The following is an 18,047-nucleotide window of genomic DNA, read 5'->3' on the forward strand; positions in this document are numbered from 1 at the left end:
CGCCGGGACTTCAAAGCCCCGCCACGCGCTTCGTTCAATCCTGCCGGCCTTTTTGGCAGGCGGACCTGTCGCAGAGACCTCCCACCTTCCAGCCGTCAAACGAGGCATAGTCCTCGCGGGGCTCCACATGGATGGTGGTCTGGCTGCCCGGCAGGCCTGCCTTTATGGCTTCCTCGATCTCGCAGCACAGGTCGTGCGACTCCTGCACCGTCATGGCTCCGGGCACAAGCAGATGAAAATCCACGAATCTGACGACTCCGGATTTGCGTGTGCGCAAAGCGTGAAAACCCGATTCAATCCCGCCGATACGCCTTATGGCATCCGTGATCAGGACAACTTCATCCGCGGGCAAACCGGCGTCCATGAGCCCCGCTACCGACTTTCGAACCAGGCCCAGTCCGGTCCAAACGATGTTGACGGACATGATGAGACCCAGGATCGGATCAAGTATCTGCCAGGACGGTGGCGCGAAATGCATGACCGCCAGGGCGACCACCAGCCCGGCCGAGGTCCAGACGTCGGTCAGCAGATGCCTTGCGTCGGCCTCGAGAACGATGCTGTCGTAATCGCGGGCAGCCCGGAGCATGATCCTGGCCACCGCGAAATTGACGACACCGGCCAAGGTGGCCACGACAATGCCCGTGCCAAGGAAATGCAGCTCCTGCGGGTGCAAAAAGCGCTGTACCGAGGCGTAGGCGATACCCAGCGCCGCGATACAGATCAATATGCCTTCCATGCCGCTGGAAAAATACTCGACCTTGCCATGCCCGTAGGCATGGCTCTGATCGGCGGGACGATATGCCAAGACAATGGCCATGAGCGCAATGAGTCCTGCGGTCAGGTTGACCACGGACTCCACGGCATCGGAAAAAAGCCCCACCGACCCGGTCAGGAAAAACGCCCCGAATTTCAGGGCCATGGTCAAAAGCGAGGCGCCTATGGAAAGATAGGCATATTTCCGGGCTTGGGCCAACATCGCGGACCTCTTTAGATTTCAGGCGCTCCGGCGGGAACCAGACAAATGAATGTCAGCGCCGCGTCTCCGGCGTTGCGGATTTGATGCTCCTGGTCCCCGGGCACGAAGACGGCGTCTCCCGGAGCGACACGGATCCATTGACCATCGTGGTAAACCTCGCCTTCGCCCGCGTGAAAAAAGATCTCGTGCTCCCAGGCGTGGGCATGGCGCGGGGTATGTCCGCCCGGCGCAAGATCAAAGCGACGCATGCAGAAATTGTTTGCGCCATCGACTCGCCCGATGACCACCCTGCCCGTCACCCCACGGGCGACTTCCGAATCGAAATGCACGGCCTGTGCGGCCTCGGTAGGCATGATTTTCATTTTACCCTTTCCTTCCGGCGAATTGCAAAGCCGGCTCAATAATTCCAGACATCAAAAAAATTGAATCCGATGAGCACATGCACATCCTTGCGCACGGACAAAAAAACGCTTCCGCGTACCGGACAGTAGGAAAATTTTCCGTTGTCCAGCATCCAGAAATCATCCGCGAGATCCTGAACTATGGCGAAGGAGTGCCGTCTGCCTGCGAATTCGACCGAAACCACGCCCAGGGAATCGTCGGGAAAACCGGCGTCACGCAACCGGTGCATGATGGCGATGGACTGATCCAGGCTGATCCCGCGTCCCTCGTTCATGGTCACCGACGAAGGACGCCAGAGATCTCCGAGCTCGTGCCTGATCTCAAGCAAGGTGCGCCGATGGATGCGACGCATGAGCGGCAGGTCCACCGCGCCCTTGAACTCCTTGGTAGGGCGGTCGTTTTCAAACGTCATGGACTCCATCTGCGCCTTTTGCCAAGCACAGACGTCGTCATAAAGGGGACTGTTGCGAACCCGGTCGTTCTTGACCAAGGACCTCCTGCCCGGCCGCAATCCGTAAAGACGGGCGCGCAGGGCCGACAGCATGTACCCGGACCAGTATTTCAAGGCATTCATTCATTGCTCCTCGTCGACGGTGGACGCTTCTTATTCAAGATCAGAGCGTTGTTTGTCAATTTATGCGAAATCCCGTGCCGCGTTGACAAAAAACTAGACGGCGCATATTGATTGGGTATTCAATTTAAAGAGTTAGCCTGTTTTTTCGCCTTCGCGTTCTCCACTGTCCGCCGGGGCGGACATTTTTCAAAGCTTCGGATCACCCTATTTTGTTACCCACCATCAGACGCACGAGAAAAACCATCATGGCCACGGGACCGACAAAAAAAGAACTGCTGCTCAAGGCTGCCAAGGAACTGTTCAGCGAACACGGTTATTCGGAAACGACGTTCAAGAAAATCTCGGAACGGGCCGGCGTGGCTCTCGGGCTTCTGACCCATCACTTCGGCAACAAGGAAAAGCTCTTCCTCACGGCCGGGCTCGATGTCGTGCATGAACTCGTCCAGACCATGCGCACCAACCTGCAAGGCGTCCCAAATGGCCTTGAAGCGGTCCGCACCTTCGCCAAGACATATTTCGACTTCGCCCGCAATCCCCGTCAGGATTTCATGGTCCTGGTACGCTGCTCGCCATTCAGCGATCTGAAGACCGTCGAAGACAAGGACGTGATGATCCGCAACTTCTCGGAACTCTACGAAATTCTGGAAGAATGCGTGGACCGCGGGGTACGGGACGGCAGCATCCGCGAACTCGACCCTCACGAAACCTCGGTCGTCGTTTTCTGCAACCTGGTCGGCGGCATCCGGCACGGCCTCTTGACCCCCTACGGGGACGACGGCCTGTTCGACGATATCGTCGATTTCGTCATTTACGGACTGAAAGCCCGCTAGCAGGGAGCTTCCCCCGTTTTCCAATTGGCCTTTTGCTCCGGCAAGGTATATCGGGAATCAATCTCCCGGACACTTTTTCACCATCCGCACGGACGGTGCAGGAGCAGACCATGCTTGAAAAAAGAAAATGGCCACGATTCGCATGTCTGGAACCTTGCGACTTGCTCCCTGTCACGAACAATGCCGCCAAGCGCCCCTCGCGGATTCTCAACTACTGCTTCAACGGACTCCTGCTCGAAACGGACATACCGCTTGGAACCGGGCAATACATCAAGGTTGATGTACAGGGGAATGCCCTCGGCAACAAAGTGACCGGGATCGGGAAACGGGTGGGACTTGTACGCTGGTGCTCGACCCGCCCAGTACAATCTTCCGACTGTTTCGAAATGGGCATCGAGATGCTCGGCGGTGTCAGCGACGAAGTCCTCGGCTGAAAAACTCCCCGCTGGGCAAGCCGGTACCGGGCGACCTGAGCGACTCTTCGCCGGACGGCCAAGCATCCAGGCATCAGACCCGCGGCAAACCGGCCAAAAATTGACAACTACCAAAAGCATCCTTGCGGGAAACAAGTGCTTGAGCTTGACGTCTTACGCGGCTATGAGGGCAGCATCAATTCCTCGCAAAGCCCGGGCGTGGCCGTGCATCGCCGATTGAAGCATCATCTGGGCCATCGCCTAAACCGCAAATGGACGTATGACAAAAAAGAATCGACATAAAATCCACCGGCCGGCCAACCTGTCCCTGAAGCGCAAACCCGCGCCGTCCAGGCTGACCATGCCCTTCTTCGCCTTCATGGGCGCGCTGCTTATCGGGGCCGCCATTTTTTTCAACTTTCTCTCCCCCAACGAAACTCAGTCCAGCATCGACTGGAGCGCTCAAGGCATAGCCACCCGCCACGAATACCAGGACATTAAAGAAGACGGAGCATTCGCCGAGCAGGAGCATGAGAGCGAGGAACTGCCCGAGGCATGCGCCCCACGGGAGCCTGAAATCACCCGCATGAGCGACACGATAAAGCGCGGCGATACTCCTTCGACCCTCCTGGAAGGACACCTAGGACTCTCCGAGATCTATTCCCTGTGCAACGAAAGCAAGGACTTCTATCCCCTGGACAGTCTCAGGGCAGGCCAGCCCTGGACCATGATCTATTCCAACAAGGCCCTGATCGGCCTGGAATATGAAATCGATTCCAACGAACGTCTGGTGGTTTCTCTGACCGACTCCGGCTATGAATTCCGGCGCGAAGCCATCCCCTACGAGATGGAAACCAAAAGCGTATCGGGAGTGGTTGAAAGCAGTCTGTTCGGAGCGGTGACCTCCGCCGGTGAAAGCGAGGAACTGGCCATCAGGCTGGGCAATGTTTTCGCCTACGACGTGGACTTCACACGGGACCTGCGCACCGGGGACTCGTTCAGAGTCATCGTCGAGAAAAAATTCAGGGAAGGCAAATTCGTCGGCTACGGGCAGCTCATGGCGGCCAGCTTCACCAACCAGGGGCAGACCTACCACGCCTATCAATACACGGACAAGAAAGGCAACACGGCCTACTACGACGAAAAAGGACGTCCGCTACGCAAGGCGTTCCTCAAGTCGCCGCTGCCCTTCACACGCATCTCGTCCGGCTATTCCATGAGCCGCATGCACCCCATCCTGAAATACAGACGTCCGCATCAGGGCATCGATTACGCCGCGCCCACCGGAACGCCGATCAGCACGGTCGCCGACGGAATCATCGCCCAGGTAGGCTCCAACAAGTCCCAGGGCCGTTTCGTGCGCGTGATCCACAGCAACGGCTATGAGACCATCTACAATCACATGAGCAAATTCGCCAAGGCTTCCAAGAAAGGCGCCAAGGTGAAGCAGGGCCAGACCATTGGCTATGTCGGCAGCACCGGCTACGCAACGGGCCCGCATCTTGACTTCCGCATGAGGCAAAACGGCAAGCTCATCAACCCCTTGAAACTCAAGACCATGCCGGCCGATCCCATCGCAAGCAAGGAGATGCCCGCCTTCAAGGCCGCCGTGGCCGCATACATGGAACAGCTCGAAGAGCCCGTCCAGTCCGCAAGCCTGGAGCAGCCCTCCACGCCCAATCCATAGTCCGGCGAGCCGGAACCCTTGTTCCGGCACACCGGTCGCGCACAGCGCCCGCCACAGACATCCCGGGCCATGTCCTGACCCGCGAGCATCATTGCCGCACAATCTGCTCCGACGACTCCAAACCCAGGCGCGCAAGACAGACTTCCCGTCCACCATCAAGCCGGCGCATCTGCAAAAGCACCTCGCCGTCTTCGGTCATGCCGTGCCGAACTTCGACCTTGTCCCCATCCCTGACTTCCCGCACGTGACGAATGCGCACGCGGCCAAAAGGCGTTTTCAGGCCAAAAGTGCCCAGATGGTCCGCGATCCAGTCCAGGTAACGCAGGTTGTTCATATGCCCCAGGGCATCCATGTCACTTGCGCGAACAGTGCGGATGTCAGAAGGGCAACCGTCCCACGGCGCCTGCAATTCCGGCAGGGGCCCCTCAAAGACCGACGCTGGCACGACCTCGGCCGGCAGATGAAAAAAGGACTCGGCCTTGCATGGACGTCTTGTCGCAAGATCCAGCCCGAGCCAGGCGCTGGTTCCCCGGGCGACCAACTGCCCGCTTTCGTCCAGGATGCGGTAATCGCGATGGCATAGAATCCTTTCGGCCCGTGTCGGCCAGGTCGTGATCCGCAACACCTCTCCCAGTCCAGGGTATCGCGTCACGTGCATGGCCTGTTCGCGCAGCACCCAAGCCATGTTCTTTCCAGCCAGCCGCTCCATGCCAAACCCAAGGCGCTCGGCATGCCCTCCCGCGCTTTCCTGGGCGAATCGGCACAGGGACGCAAGTGTTATCCTGCCGGTTGCGTCCGTATGAAAGAGCTGAATCTTCCTGCCTTGCTCAAAAATCATCCCGCCTTCTGTATCCATCTGAAAATCCCTTTATAAAAACAGTTTTCAACCAGGGTCGACGTCGCTCAAAAAAAAAACCTTGAATAAGGGGAGCTGACCATCCTGGATGCCTCATTAAAAAAATGTCGCCTGCGCGGAACTACGCACAGGCTCGCGCGCGATGTTGTGTAACGGCCTTCAGGATTTACGCCATGGCGGTTCGCACATCCGCGAGCACCCAGCCTGTGGGGTGCCCTTCATGTTTTTTTTGCGACGCCCAAGGGTCTTTGTTGCATGATCGACCGAAGATGCTTAGGAACCCTAATAGATCGAAAACGATCCCTAACCGACCATGTACGTTTGACACACGAAAAACCCGGAGGAGTACTTATCGCACCCCCTTTTCCGAGCAAAAACACGATATTGATCGTTGATGACGAACCCGTCAACATCAAGGCCCTCGAAATAGTCCTGGGCGACGAGCATGATCTCACCTACGCCACCACGGGAGAAATGGCTCTGGAAATGGCTCGCGCCGAGCCTCAGCCGGACCTCATCCTCATGGACATCGTCATGCCCGGTCTGGATGGCTTTGAGGTTTGCGCAGAACTCAAAAAGGACGAAAAGACCCGCAACATTCCAGTCGTTTTTCTGACCGCCAAATGGGAAACCTGCGAAGAGGCCAAGGGGCTCGAACTTGGTGCCGTGGACTACATACGCAAGCCCTTCAGTCCTCCGATCATTCGCGCCCGGATACGCAATCATCTGGAGCTCAAGAGAAATCGCGACCTGCTCGAAAACCTGTCCACCCTGGACGGATTGACCAACATCCCCAACAGACGCAGGTTCGACGAAATTTATGTTAATGAATGGACCAGGGCCTTGCGCACAAAATCACCCCTGTCCCTGCTTTTCATCGATATCGACCACTTCAAAAACTACAACGACCTCTATGGTCACATGGCCGGCGACGACTGCCTCAAGGCCGTGGCCCGGGTTCTTCAGTCCTCGCTTGGCCGCCCGGCCGACTTTCTGGCCCGTTTCGGTGGAGAGGAGTTCATCATCCTGCTCCCGGACACAAGCGAGAAGGGATGCCTGCACCTGGCGGAAAACATCCGCGACGCCCTGAAAAAATTGCATCTCGAACATCAGGATTCCTCGGTCGCCGATTACCTCACCGTGTCCATCGGTGCGGTGACCTGCAACGATATCGCGCAGTGCGACCGCGCCCTGCTCCTGGAACAGGCGGACAAGCTGCTCTATCAGGCAAAGCACGACGGCCGGAACTGTGTCAGGGCGAAAAGCCTGCCCTGAGCAAAAGACAAATTGACTTTGGGCTCCTGCCTGCCCAAGCCTAAGGCGGGCAGGAGCAAGGGATGACAATCAAAACGTCACGGAGGGCATGATGGAACTGACTGGAAAGAAATTCGTGCTTCTGGTTGAAACGCAGTTCAATGACCACGAATTCTGGTATCCCTACTTCAGGCTCAAGGAAGCCGGAGCACAGGTCGTTGTAGTCTCGGGCAAGGCCGGGCAAAGCTATGAGGGCAAATACGGAACTCCCGCCAAATCCGAAAAGGCTCCGGCGGACATCAAGGTGGCCGACTTCGCGGGGATCATCGTCCCGGGCGGATATGCCCCCGACCACATGCGCAGGGATCAGAACACCGTCAGCCTGGTCAGGGCCTTCGACCAGCAGGGCAAGATCGTCGCGGCCATCTGCCATGCGGGCTGGGTTCTCGTCTCGGCGGGCATCCTCAAGGGGCGCACGGTGACCTCATTTTTCGCCATCAAGGAAGATCTGATCAACGCCGGGGCCAAATGGCAGGATCACGAGGTCGTCATCGACAAGAACATGATTACCAGCCGCACGCCTGATGATCTCCCGGCCTTCATGCGGGCCATCATCGAAGCCGGCAAGGCTTAGGTCAATCCGGCAAAAGAACGCCTAGGGACGATGCAGGACCAGCCGGGCAATTTCGTGGAAAAGCTCCTGCTCACGCACGACGCCCACGATCCTGCCGTCCCGCCCGACGGCCACCCGGCGACGGTTTTCCGCACTCAGAAGATCGGCCACCTGCATCAGGTTGGCGTCACTGTCCACCACTGGCGGCCTCGGGTTCATGATGTCGCGCACGCATTTGGACTCAAGGTCGCGAACCCGGGTGTTGAAAAGCCCCTGCCAGAAAATTCCCGAGTATTTCACGCCATGGTTCGTCTCGCCGCGCACCGCCGAAATATAGTCCGGCCGGAGCGCCTCGATCAGATTGCGCATGTTCAGCACGCCCACCAGCTCTTCCCCCTCGAACACCAAAACTGCCCGATGTCCGCACTCCATGATCAGACCCGTGGAAATGAAATTTTCCGCCGCGATCTTGAGGCGCTCTATGCCCTCCCTGACCGTGCTCGACGCCTGCACGCAGGTGTACTCGTCGATGGGGATCATGAGCTCGGCGATGGTCCGCTCCCGTTCCTGGATGCCGGTCTGCGGGCGGACGGCGTCGAGGATGCGGGCCACAAGGACATCTATGTCGCAGGGCTTGCACAGGTAATCGAACGCGCCGGCCTCATGAGCCTTCCGCGCTGCCCGCTCATCGCCGTGTCCGGTAAGAATGATGACCCTGGCTTTGGGCTTCATGCCCAAAATTCGCGGCAAGGCCTCGTCTCCGCTCAGTCCCGGCATTCTCACGTCAAGCAGCACAACGTCGGGATTGGCGGTTTCCAGAAATTCCAAAGCCTGATCACCGTTTTCGACCAAGCTGACCACAAAACCCTTGTGTTCCAGAATTTTTGCCATCGTTTCCCGAAAACGAGCCTCATCATCAACAATGACAACATGCGGTCTGCCCACGGCGACTCTCCTTGTCTCTTCCTTTTGAAAATCAATTGTCCGAAGATAGTTTCCACATATCGTAAGCCGTCTTGATCCTGTCAAGAAGGTGGCTCATTTCAATCGGTTTGATCAAAAAATCAAAAGCGCCGCTGGTCAGGCAGACGGCTGCGTCATCCGAAGTGGCGTGACCGGTGAGAATGATCACCTGCACGGCCGGGAGGCTGCCCTTGATTTCCCGGAGCACTTCCTGTCCCGTCATTCCGGGCATCTTCAGGTCAAGCACGACCACCTGACATTTCTTTTCCCTGAGAATTCCCACCACGTCCCTGCCAATGGAGCAAAGCTCCACGTCAACGCCCTTGCGCCTGAATATCTTGGCCGCGGTTTCCAGATAGCTTTCCTCGTCATCGACAAGCAGGACCCGCAATGCATCATCCATAGTCACCTCTTAGTAAGCTCGCATATACACGACAGACCGGGCCTTGATGAAAGAGACCGGCAGGGCGGATGCACCTCTTTCCGTCAATCCGCGGAAGATGAAACCCTGGGCAGGAGGAGAAAAAAAGCCGACCCCTGCCCCTTCACGCTGGTAAAATCCAGAACACCCTTCATGCTCTCCACAATGCCATGGCACAAGGACAGCCCAAGGCCGGTACCGCTTCCGGCGGGCTTGGTGGTGTAGAAGGGCGTAAAAATAAGCTTCTGCTGATCCACGCCGATCCCGCTCCCGTTATCCCTGATCTCGACACGCACCTGGTCGGCACCCTCGGCCGAACATGAGAGCACGATTTCTCCGGGCCTGATATTGGAAACCTCACTGACGGCGTACATGGCGTTGTTGAGCAGATTCAGAAGAACCTGCTGCAAACGGGCAGGATCGACATGCACAAGCAGCCGAGAAGCAGGCATGTCGACATGCAGGGCGACATTGCTCAGCTGAATCTTTTTTTGGATCATGGTCAGAACTTCAGGAATGAACTTGCCAAGATCGATGTTCTGCGCCTCGGAGTTTCCCGCCCGGCCGAAACTCAAAATCGAATGGGTGATCCGCGCGCAACGGTCGATCTGAAGCTTGAGCTGATTGATGCTCGCAGCCATCTCGTTCACGTCATTCAAAAAAGCGACGTCCGACGCGGCCCTGTCCCGAAAATCCTGCAACAGCATCTCCATGTAGGCCTGATCGCTTTTCATGATCTGCAAGGGGTTGTTGATCTCATGTGCAAATCCCGCAGCCATCTCGCCGAGTTCAGCCAGCCGTCCGGCACGATAGAGCTGTTCTCGCAGCACCTCACGCTCCTCGTCACGCTGCCGCAACATTTTTTCGACGTAGCCGGTCAGGTAAAGCGAGGACAGGAAGACAACAATGCCTGCGGAAAGCAGAGACATCCCCATAAAAAGGACCGTAGAGTCAGCGGCGCTGAAAATCGCGCCCATCTGTTTACGCGCAGCCAGAATCCAACCGCCATGGCGCAGGACAACGCTTGAATATGCCGTATCGGAACGCGAGTCGTGGAATGCCGTCCCGACTCTTTCCATGAAGACATGTTCAACCAGCCCGCGCTCTCTGGTCAGAATCTGTCCGCCGCTTCCGGCAATGACTTCCCCTTCCCGGTTGACGAGAAACAGTTCGGTCCCCTCGTCGCGGACATCCATGAGCATCTGGGCAAAAATTTCCAAATCAAGGGACGCGCGCAGGATGAGCGGCTCATTTCCGGAGTTTAACCGCAACGCCACAATGCAGTGAGGCAGGCCCATCTGCCCGGAGATGACGCCACTTACGCTGCTGCCCCTTTGCAGCGCCTCACTCAGCCACTGTCCGGGGACGATGTGCGTGCCTGTGTAAACGCTGGGCCCCGCATAAGCCTTCACCAGCCCCTCCGGGTCGATCAGGGCGACATCGACAAGCCGCGTGTGCTTGACGGAAAGCCTGTCAAAAACATCACGCAACCCGATGGAATCGGGATGTTCGGACAGATGGACCTGGGCCATCGTCAAGTCACCCAGGAAATCATCCAGAAAAAGGTCGACGACTCGGGCGCTGCCTACTGAGAGGAGTGTCAATCTGCCGAGCGCTCCCTGCTGGACATGATTCCAGAAAAGATACCCGCCCGTCCCAAGTGCCAGCAGCACGGGAATGAAAGGAGCCAGCAGCATGGCCGCGAAAAAATTCCGCTTTATGGTCTGTCTTGTGTACTGACGCATGTCTTCCCGCTAGCGAACCCCAGCCTCTTCGAACGCCGTGTATGTTGTTTCCACTATTGTCTTCAAGGCCACGGGCTTGAGCAGGTACGAATAGGCCCCGTATGCCATTCCGCGCAGCCCCATTTCCTCGCCGCCATGCCCAGAGAGCAGAATGACCTGGATCTTGGGCCATGCGAGCTTGATCTCCCGCAAGGTCTCGATCCCGTCGATTCCCGGCATCATCACATCGAGGATGACCACATCGTAATGCTCTTTGCCAAGCAACAGCAACGCCTCCTGCCCGCTGCCAACTCCCGCGACCTTGAACCCCCTGCGTTCCATGCGCTTGACCAGGGTTTCAACAAAATCCTGCTCGTCATCGACCACAAGAACCGACGGGCCTGCATGCACAGATGCCATCTGTGAATTATTCCTTTCTGTCATGATGTTTCACCGGCAAAAGGATTGTAAATTCGGTACCATGACCGACTTCGCTGTCGAAGCGGATGATGCCGCCCAGTTTGTTTATTATGGAGTAGCTGATGGAAAGCCCAAGCCCCGTTCCCTCTCCTACTCTCTTGGTCGTGAAGAACGGATCGAAAATGCGCCGCTGGACCTCCTTGTCCATGCCCGGACCGTCATCACGTATGCTGATGCGCACCATATCCGATTCATCATCGTAACCTGTGGATACCGTGATGTTACCGTTACGGCCTATGGCATCGATGGCATTGTTGAGGAGGTTGAGAAGCACTTGCTGAATCTGGGCAGCATCGGATTGAATAGTCGGCAGATCCTGAGCCAGATTCCAGACGAGCTGGATGTTCCGGAACCGGATTTCATTGTCCAGAAAAGCGGAGGTCTGTTTGAGCACATCATTTATGTAGAGATCGTTGCAGACAGGCTCCATTCGCCGTGCAAAACCCAGCATGCGATGCACGACCTGCCCAGCCCGTTCGACATGATGCTCGATTTTATCCACGGCGTCTCCGAATTCCTGAAAATTCGGACTTGCCTTCACATCCTCTTCTTCCAGCAGATCCCTCATCCAGCCAGCTTTTTCCCGGATAACTGCCAGCGGATTATTGACTTCATGCGCCACGCCAGCGGCCAGTTTTCCCAGCGCCGCCATCTTGCTGGACTGGATCAATTCCTCGTTGAGTTGAGCCTGCTCCCTTTCACTGCGCTCCTGCTGTGCGACGATCATGCGCGTGATCATGAGGGTGCCGACTATGATGAAAATGATGCCCCCACCAACCACGGCCCATGTCGCTGTCTGGGTCTCAAAAAGGGGCTGGAGTTCTCCGCGCATGTCCTCCTCGATGACCAGAAGCCAGTTTTTCTGCTCCAGCCAGATCCCTCCGACGAACACTTTCTTTCTCTCGGACTCGAATTCTGCCACCTTGGCCCCGGAAAATGGACTGCCGAGAAATGCCGCGTAGATTTCCTGGCTTTTGTTTCCGAACCTTGGTTTTGTCTGCAATTCGCCGTTGCGATTCACAAGGTAGGCGTCACCAAGATCCCCGAGTTGCAACCAGCGCACCAAAGAATCAAAAATATCCGAGTCGATGGTGGCCCGTAAAATCCAGACCTTGCCTCTCTCCTGCTTTTTTACGGCGATGATCATGTGAGGGAAGCCGCGAAATCCCTCGAACACGTCAGAAACGTAGATCTTCCGAACCATTACCTGGTTGAACCATTCTTCGTTTTTGTAATTCACCTCGGAGAGATTGTACGGTCCGGAGTAGCTGACATGCACCCCCTCCTCGTTGATGAGTCCCAAATCGATAAACGTACGGGAACTCAACTGCATCGTGCTCAGAATCTGCTCGAGTTTCTCCTGGGAGGAGAGGTCTTCAATGGAGTGGGCATAGGCAAGGGTGCGCAACTGGGAAACCTGTTCCCGCAAAAAGAGATCGATTCCCTGACGTTTGTTCTCGGCCAGGGTCATCAGATTGGAGCGGACTTTGGTGTGGTAGGCCGAGGCGAACATGGAGTACATGGTCGCACCCAGGACGATAAGCGGAATCAGCGAAAAACCCAACGCCGTGATGGCAATCTTTGTCCCGAGATCCTTGAGCCCAAATACAGACATACGTGCTCCTGAGGAATACTTCCTGAAACAACCAATGACCCGTTATTCAACTTGGCAGATCACCCATAGCCGACCCCGGAAGAGGGTGCAACAGCGATACCGATCAGGACGAATCGCCGCCCGAGGGCCACACGTAACGCGTCGAGGGACCACGACCTATCCTTGCCAGCAGGCCGCGGCCGACCAGGTCCTGGAGGTCATAGCTTGCGGTTCTCTTTGAAATGCCGCCATCGAGAAGATCGAGCAGGTCCTTGCTCGAAATGCTCCCATGCCCCCGTACATACTCGCATGCGATGACCTGCCGGGGGTTCAGATCCAAAGGCAATACTGTGTCATGTTTCTTTTTATCAGTTCTTGCGGGAAACGAATTTTCAAAACCGTCCCCTTTCTCCCCCACAAACGAATCCGCACTCTGGTTTAATGCGTCATCCTCATTTATTGCCTTGCCGTTGATGCCCAATTGCTCGGACTGGATCACGCGCCCCTCGGACATCACGGCCGCCGTTATGATCACATGCTTGAGTTCGCGGATGTTGCCTGGCCAATCATAGGAGACAAGGGCTTTCAGTGCCCCGCGCGAAAGAGCGAGATCAGATCTTCCAGCCATGTGTTCCCCCTCTTTCAGGAAGTGCATGGCCAAAAGCGGGATGTTCTGCCGCTGCTCCCGTAACGGAGGGGTTGTGATGGTAATGACCTTGAGCCGGTAATAGAGATCCTCACGGAACTTCCCTTCACCGATCAGGGCCTTCAAATCGACATTGGTGGCCGTGATAAGACGCACGTTCACGTCCACATCCTGGTCGCTGCCCAGCGGCTTGATCTTGCGCAGTGACAGAGCTCGCAACAAGGCTTGCTGAACCTTCATGGATGCGGACTGAATCTCGTCCAGAAACAGCGTCCCGCCATCGGCCTGCAGAAAAGCGCCGCGCCGGTCCCCCTTGCCGTCCGTGAACGCCCCTTTGACGTGACCAAACAGGGAATCGAGCAAGAGATTCTCGTCCAGTTCACCGCAATTGATTGAGATGAAGGGTTTGCCGTTTCTGGACGACAGGCGATGAACGGCTTCGGCGGCCAATTGCTTGCCCGTACCGGTCTCGCCTTCGATAAGCACGTCCACTTCGACCTGGCTGGCCTTGATGATGTCGCGTTTCATCTGCTTCATGTGCGGCCCCGAACCGACAAGTTCCGGAAAGTCCGCGTCCAATGTGGATATGGAGGACCCCATACTCAGTTCCGCCGGTTCTTTCAAAGCCACGGACTCGATCTTCAGGTCCTTTGACTTGATCTCCTCAAACTGCGCCTGCAGTGTCCTGATCATGGAATTGATCGAATCCTTGAGCATCTCTGCCTCATAGCCCGTCTCGATCAGACGGACTTCCTCCCACTCTCCCTTTTCCGTGAGAGTCTTCACCGCATAGGCAAGTTCCTGCAGACCCAGCGTGGTGCCCCTGGCCACCAGAGCAATGGCCAGCACCAGAACCAGCACGGAAATGGCGCTGATGATCAGCATGACATCGATGTGCCTGTAACCTGCGAGGTCGACCAGCACGCTGCGGTCTTCGTAGGCGATTCCGCCGATGATTCTTGCGTCCTGATCCGGGGCCAGGTGCAGGCGTACCGGAGCGTAGGCAAGAAAATGGTCACTGTAGGGCGAAGCGGACTCCACTCGATTGAGCGACCGGACAATGTCCTTGTGCCCATCGCGGACATCCTCGACGGTCTGCCAATAATTTTCGTTCCGCTCCGAGGGACGGAACGCCTCTGGCATACCGGGTCTGCCCAGAGTCCCGGACAAGGTTTTCCGGATATTCAAGGTACGCAGAGGCGCATCGTCACCCTGTTCCGATTCGGACTGGAAAAGCACCCATCCCCCCACATCGAAAAAAAAGGTGTACCGCTGAAACTTTGGATTGCGCGAGAAAGCGAAAACGGGAGAATTGGATGACTCATAGAGAGAGAGCACATTGCGGATCATCTTGGCGTTAAGTGAAAGATAAGCGTACCCGTCCAGTTCTCCGTCAGGGCCCACATAGGGAGTCACCATACGCAACGCGACACAGGACATGCGTTCTCGCGGATTGTCAGCACTGGGATAGGGAGTTTCCACCTCTTTAAACTCCGACAGCCACACTTCACCCGCTTTCAAACCGCGAACATGCGCATACAGAAGCGCTGGACCGGGCCGAATGCCGTTCACTTCATCCTGCGTCAATCGTATTTCTTTCCCCTCGCGACTCACAAAAACAACAGGATCTGCTTCGCGCAGGGGAATGAAGCCGAATTCCGCAAATTCAAGGCCGTCGAGTTCCCGAATATCCCTTAAATAGCGGGCCATATCCTCCGCGCTCATAGGATTGCGGGCTGCAAAAAGAAGCTGCCGCTTGCAACGTTCCAGCAACGTTTCCACCGCATAGGCGGTGGAAACGGCATGAATCCGTGAGTTGCGTTCAAGGGCGAGGGAGATAAATTCCGATGACGCCCAATACGTTGCATATCCCATCAGCGCGAGCACGATGAGAGACGTGGGGATAAGCGTCACGAGCAGACGCGTTCGGAGTTTCCGCCTGGCTGGAACAGGTCCGCCGGGCCGCATCCGGGATGCCCATTCCAAAATTTCTTTCGGCTTGATCATGCTTCCTCCATTTCTCCACCCCTTCCGAAACAGCCTCAAATCGCGCAAATTTTCCTTCCCGATAACAGACACCGTACACTTTGCTCAAGAAGAAAAAGAGCAATATACAGCAAAAATTACGCAACAACATTGCCAAAAACCGAGAGAACACAAACTATTTGTGAATTTTATATCAAAATAATATTATTTAAAAACAGAGTTTTAGATATAAAAATTCATATCGCGCAAAAAAAACTTGGCACAGGAATTGTTAATCACTCCACAGTGTTTGCAAGATTATTTAACGACTTGAAATCGGCAATAAACCTGTGTCGGAGGCGAAGATGGTGCACAATCATCAATTCCGGCCCAACCCCAAGGAGCGATGGATAATGGAAGCATCCGTAAAAGATTTCATGGTCCCCATAGCCAAATTTCCCAGGATATCGGACACGGCAACTTTCTCAGGAGCGGTCATGGCTCTGGAGAGGGCCAACGAGGAATACCTTTCCGGCAAGCGCGAACAGCGCATCCTGCTGGTGACCGACAGTGAAAACAAGGTCGTCGGCAAGCTCTCACCCCTCGACGTGGTCCGAGGACTCGAACCGGACTACGAAAAACTGGTCGACGAACAGAGCAGCGTGTACGTTGAAAAGTTCAGCTACGTGATCCAGCCCATGAAAGAGCAGACCACCCTTTGGGCCAAACCCCTGGACGACCTCTGCGCCATTGCCAAGGATATCCTGGTCAAGGATTTCATCCAGCCGCCAAAATCATCCCAGATCATCGACCAGGACGCGAACCTGAACAATGCCTTCCACCGCTTTGTCATGTTCAAGCATGACTCTCTTTTCGTCATGGACGGCAAGAAGCTCATTGGCGTGTTGCGCTTTTCCGACGTGTACAAGGAAATTGGCCGCAGAATCAAAGAATCGTGCGGCCTCTGAGTCACCTTCTGTTCAAGCGATGTTGTCACTGCCAAGCTAACATATTGAATAATAAAGGAGAAAATCCATGAGTGCACAAGACGTGCGAGATACTTCCCCAGATGAGCTCCTCATGCACGAAGAAGAGCCCCAGGGTCCGACTCAGTCATCCAAATCCATGATCATCAAATTGCTCATCGCGCTTGGTCTTTTTCTGTTCATTTACTTTCTGCCCCGTCCGGAGTCCCTCCCGGTGGAAGCGCATCGTCTGGGCGCCATCCTGCTCCCGATCGTGTTCCTATGGGTATCCGAAGCCATTCCCATTGGCGTTACCGCCCTGCTGGCCACGGCGCTCATGATCATTTTCAAGGTTACGGGCAGTTCGCAGGCCTGGGCTCCATACGCCAACCGGACCGTCATGTTCGTCATGATGATCATCATGTTCGGCGTCATCCTGAACGAGGTCGGCCTGGCCAAACGCCTGCTTTTCTTTATCCTGAAATTCGCGGGAACAAAGGTGAAGCAGCTCAGCTTCTTCATAGCCATAAGCAGCACCCTGCTCTCGACCCTCTTTCATGACGCGACCATCACCATCATCATGCTCTTCGCCATTGTACCCCTCTTCCAGAGCATGGGCATCACGCCGAAGAAGAGCAACAACCTGAGCAAATTCTTCATCATCCTCATTCCTCTGGCGGCATCGGCCGGCGGCTTCGGCACCATGCTCGGCGGCGGCCGCTGCGCCCTGGCCGTGGACATCACCCAGAAGTACCTTCTGGAGGCCACGGGCGTCGCGGTCAAAATCGGCTTCCTGAAGTACGCCATCGTCGAATTCCCGGTCTCCATCTTCACCGCCATAGCGACCTGGGCCATCTGTTTCCTGTACTTCCGACCCAAGGAAAAGGAACTTCCCGCATCCGTGAAGATCGAGTCCATGCCGCCCATGAGCAGCGCTGAAAAGGGTGTGGCAGCAATCTTCTCCGCCGCATTCATCATGTGGTTCGCCGGCGACCTGACCGGCTGGCATGTCAGCGTGGTCGCGGCACTGGCCCTTGCAGGCTTCTGTGCTCCCGGCTGGGTCTCTTTCAAGACCATCTGTGACAAGTTCCCGTGGGAATCCTGGATCGTCTTCGGCTCCGGCGTCTCCCTGGGCGCGGCCATGCTCTCCAGCGGCCTTGGCAAGTACCTGGCCGAAGTCTGCCTGCCGCTGCTCCAGGGGCACTCCCCCTTCGTCACCTATTACGGCATCGGCCTCTTTGGCTCGGCCCTGTCGAGCATGATGAGCAACTCGGCGGCCGTGGCCCTGAGCCTGCCCGTGACCCTACCCATGGCCAGCATGATGAACATGAGCGTCGAGACCGTCGGTCTTCTCGCCCCCATGACCACCTCCTTCATCATGCTCGTCATTGGTTGTCCTCCCACAATCATCGCTTACAGCACCGGATACTTCACCCAGGTCGAGTTCTCCAAGGTAGCCATCCCCTGGTGCCTCACCCTGCTGGCCATCTGCGTAGCCGCGGCACTGACTTACTGGCCGATGATCGGATTCAACTAAGCATCCTGTTCAAAGGGAGGGGAAACGCCCCTCCCCCCAGCTCATTGATACTCTCTTTAGTATACCTTCAGTTGCAAGAGAGAATAGTATCAGTAAACGACGAATGGTTGTCCGTCCCTACGTGACGGTCAAAACAAGGAGGATATA

The 18,047-nt window shown here is 56.2% G+C and carries 17 protein-coding genes; 7 read left to right on the forward strand and 10 right to left on the reverse strand.

The genetic code is table 11. The annotated features are described in order from the left end of the window. Window positions 1-34 precede the first annotated feature (34 nt). From BMZ24_RS01035 to BMZ24_RS01045, 3 genes are read right to left on the reverse strand one after another with little or no spacing between them, the layout of a single operon-like run. The gene (locus tag BMZ24_RS01035) at window positions 35-976 is read right to left on the reverse strand and encodes a cation diffusion facilitator family transporter (protein ID WP_092188383.1); all 942 of its coding nucleotides are present in this window, start codon (window positions 974-976) and stop codon (window positions 35-37) included. A gap of 11 nt (window positions 977-987) precedes the next feature. After that, window positions 988-1,338: a cupin domain-containing protein gene (locus tag BMZ24_RS01040; RefSeq protein WP_092188385.1), complete on the reverse strand. Its 351-nt coding sequence runs from the start codon at window positions 1,336-1,338 to the stop codon at window positions 988-990. 35 nt (window positions 1,339-1,373) lie between these two features. Continuing rightward, window positions 1,374-1,952 (reverse strand): hypothetical protein, encoded by a 579-nt coding sequence (locus tag BMZ24_RS01045; RefSeq protein WP_092188387.1) that lies wholly within the window; start codon window positions 1,950-1,952, stop codon window positions 1,374-1,376. 245 nt (window positions 1,953-2,197) lie between these two features. Between BMZ24_RS01045 and BMZ24_RS01050 the strand changes: the two genes are divergently transcribed. The 3 genes from BMZ24_RS01050 (at window position 2,198) to BMZ24_RS01060 (ending at window position 4,882) form a co-directional block, all read left to right on the forward strand. Continuing rightward, window positions 2,198-2,782 (forward strand): TetR/AcrR family transcriptional regulator, encoded by a 585-nt coding sequence (locus BMZ24_RS01050; protein WP_092188389.1) that lies wholly within the window; start codon window positions 2,198-2,200, stop codon window positions 2,780-2,782. 110 nt (window positions 2,783-2,892) lie between these two features. After that, window positions 2,893-3,216 carry a hypothetical protein gene (locus tag BMZ24_RS01055; protein WP_092188391.1) on the forward strand — a complete coding sequence of 108 codons (324 nt, stop codon included), beginning with the start codon at window positions 2,893-2,895 and terminating at the stop codon, window positions 3,214-3,216. A gap of 259 nt (window positions 3,217-3,475) precedes the next feature. After that, window positions 3,476-4,882: a M23 family metallopeptidase gene (locus BMZ24_RS01060; protein WP_092188393.1), complete on the forward strand. Its 1,407-nt coding sequence runs from the start codon at window positions 3,476-3,478 to the stop codon at window positions 4,880-4,882. 88 nt (window positions 4,883-4,970) lie between these two features. Here BMZ24_RS01060 and BMZ24_RS01065 read toward each other — a convergent pair whose 3' ends face one another. Next, window positions 4,971-5,720 carry an acyl-[acyl-carrier-protein] thioesterase gene (locus BMZ24_RS01065; protein ID WP_161948999.1) on the reverse strand — a complete coding sequence of 250 codons (750 nt, stop codon included), beginning with the start codon at window positions 5,718-5,720 and terminating at the stop codon, window positions 4,971-4,973. 402 nt (window positions 5,721-6,122) lie between these two features. On the opposite strand from BMZ24_RS01065, the gene BMZ24_RS01070 reads away from it, so the two are divergent. Further along, complete coding sequence (locus BMZ24_RS01070) at window positions 6,123-7,013, forward strand: GGDEF domain-containing response regulator (RefSeq protein WP_244150256.1); 891 nt, start codon at window positions 6,123-6,125, stop codon at window positions 7,011-7,013. A 91-nt stretch (window positions 7,014-7,104) separates the two neighbouring features. Further along, window positions 7,105-7,626, forward strand: a complete 522-nt coding sequence (locus tag BMZ24_RS01075) for a type 1 glutamine amidotransferase domain-containing protein (RefSeq protein ID WP_092188397.1) — start codon at window positions 7,105-7,107, stop codon at window positions 7,624-7,626. 21 nt (window positions 7,627-7,647) lie between these two features. On the opposite strand, the gene BMZ24_RS01080 is transcribed toward BMZ24_RS01075, so the two are convergent. The 6 genes from BMZ24_RS01080 to BMZ24_RS01105 all read right to left on the reverse strand — a co-directional run bounded on the left by BMZ24_RS01080 (window position 7,648) and on the right by BMZ24_RS01105 (window position 15,440). After that, window positions 7,648-8,550, reverse strand: a complete 903-nt coding sequence (locus BMZ24_RS01080) for a response regulator (protein WP_092188399.1) — start codon at window positions 8,548-8,550, stop codon at window positions 7,648-7,650. Between the two features lie 31 nt (window positions 8,551-8,581). Beyond that, the gene (locus tag BMZ24_RS01085; RefSeq protein ID WP_092188401.1) at window positions 8,582-8,971 is read right to left on the reverse strand and encodes a response regulator; all 390 of its coding nucleotides are present in this window, start codon (window positions 8,969-8,971) and stop codon (window positions 8,582-8,584) included. A gap of 83 nt (window positions 8,972-9,054) precedes the next feature. Continuing rightward, window positions 9,055-10,734, reverse strand: coding sequence for a sensor histidine kinase (locus BMZ24_RS01090; protein ID WP_092188403.1), 1,680 nt, complete (start codon window positions 10,732-10,734; stop codon window positions 9,055-9,057). 9 nt (window positions 10,735-10,743) lie between these two features. Continuing rightward, a complete protein-coding gene (locus BMZ24_RS01095; protein WP_244150257.1) occupies window positions 10,744-11,157 on the reverse strand; it encodes a response regulator in 414 nt (137 codons plus the stop codon). Beyond that, window positions 11,141-12,808, reverse strand: a complete 1,668-nt coding sequence (locus BMZ24_RS01100; protein WP_092188407.1) for a sensor histidine kinase — start codon at window positions 12,806-12,808, stop codon at window positions 11,141-11,143. The genes BMZ24_RS01095 and BMZ24_RS01100 overlap by 17 nt, the downstream gene beginning before the upstream one ends. A 103-nt stretch (window positions 12,809-12,911) precedes the next feature. Then, window positions 12,912-15,440 (reverse strand): sigma-54-dependent transcriptional regulator, encoded by a 2,529-nt coding sequence (locus BMZ24_RS01105; protein ID WP_092188409.1) that lies wholly within the window; start codon window positions 15,438-15,440, stop codon window positions 12,912-12,914. A gap of 455 nt (window positions 15,441-15,895) precedes the next feature. On the opposite strand from BMZ24_RS01105, the gene BMZ24_RS01110 reads away from it, so the two are divergent. Together BMZ24_RS01110 and BMZ24_RS01115 are read left to right on the forward strand one after the other, a co-directional pair. Next, window positions 15,896-16,366: a CBS domain-containing protein gene (locus BMZ24_RS01110; RefSeq protein WP_225940154.1), complete on the forward strand. Its 471-nt coding sequence runs from the start codon at window positions 15,896-15,898 to the stop codon at window positions 16,364-16,366. Between the two features lie 67 nt (window positions 16,367-16,433). Further along, window positions 16,434-17,900, forward strand: a complete 1,467-nt coding sequence (locus BMZ24_RS01115) for an SLC13 family permease (protein WP_092188413.1) — start codon at window positions 16,434-16,436, stop codon at window positions 17,898-17,900. Window positions 17,901-18,047: the final 147 nt, after the last annotated feature.

The organism is Desulfomicrobium norvegicum (genome assembly GCF_900114595.1).
Classification (GTDB): domain Bacteria; phylum Desulfobacterota; class Desulfovibrionia; order Desulfovibrionales; family Desulfomicrobiaceae; genus Desulfomicrobium; species Desulfomicrobium macestii.

Bases quoted from the DNA above. Each gene is read 5' to 3' on its own strand.
- BMZ24_RS01095 (WP_244150257.1), bottom strand. From the start codon at position 11,157: ATGACAGAAAGGAATAATTCACAGATGGCATCTGTGCATGCAGGCCCG.
- BMZ24_RS01110 (WP_225940154.1), top strand. From the start codon at position 15,896: ATGGCTCTGGAGAGGGCCAACGAGGAATACCTTTCCGGCAAGCGCGAA.
- BMZ24_RS01105 (WP_092188409.1), bottom strand. From the start codon at position 15,440: ATGATCAAGCCGAAAGAAATTTTGGAATGGGCATCCCGGATGCGGCCC.
- BMZ24_RS01100 (WP_092188407.1), bottom strand. From the start codon at position 12,808: ATGTCTGTATTTGGGCTCAAGGATCTCGGGACAAAGATTGCCATCACG.
- BMZ24_RS01090 (WP_092188403.1), bottom strand. From the start codon at position 10,734: ATGCGTCAGTACACAAGACAGACCATAAAGCGGAATTTTTTCGCGGCC.
- BMZ24_RS01040 (WP_092188385.1), bottom strand. From the start codon at position 1,338: ATGAAAATCATGCCTACCGAGGCCGCACAGGCCGTGCATTTCGATTCG.
- BMZ24_RS01065 (WP_161948999.1), bottom strand. From the start codon at position 5,720: ATGATTTTTGAGCAAGGCAGGAAGATTCAGCTCTTTCATACGGACGCA.
- BMZ24_RS01060 (WP_092188393.1), top strand. From the start codon at position 3,476: ATGACAAAAAAGAATCGACATAAAATCCACCGGCCGGCCAACCTGTCC.
- BMZ24_RS01035 (WP_092188383.1), bottom strand. From the start codon at position 976: ATGTTGGCCCAAGCCCGGAAATATGCCTATCTTTCCATAGGCGCCTCG.
- BMZ24_RS01045 (WP_092188387.1), bottom strand. From the start codon at position 1,952: ATGAATGCCTTGAAATACTGGTCCGGGTACATGCTGTCGGCCCTGCGC.
- BMZ24_RS01115 (WP_092188413.1), top strand. From the start codon at position 16,434: ATGAGTGCACAAGACGTGCGAGATACTTCCCCAGATGAGCTCCTCATG.
- BMZ24_RS01075 (WP_092188397.1), top strand. From the start codon at position 7,105: ATGGAACTGACTGGAAAGAAATTCGTGCTTCTGGTTGAAACGCAGTTC.
- BMZ24_RS01055 (WP_092188391.1), top strand. From the start codon at position 2,893: ATGCTTGAAAAAAGAAAATGGCCACGATTCGCATGTCTGGAACCTTGC.
- BMZ24_RS01085 (WP_092188401.1), bottom strand. From the start codon at position 8,971: ATGGATGATGCATTGCGGGTCCTGCTTGTCGATGACGAGGAAAGCTAT.
- BMZ24_RS01050 (WP_092188389.1), top strand. From the start codon at position 2,198: ATGGCCACGGGACCGACAAAAAAAGAACTGCTGCTCAAGGCTGCCAAG.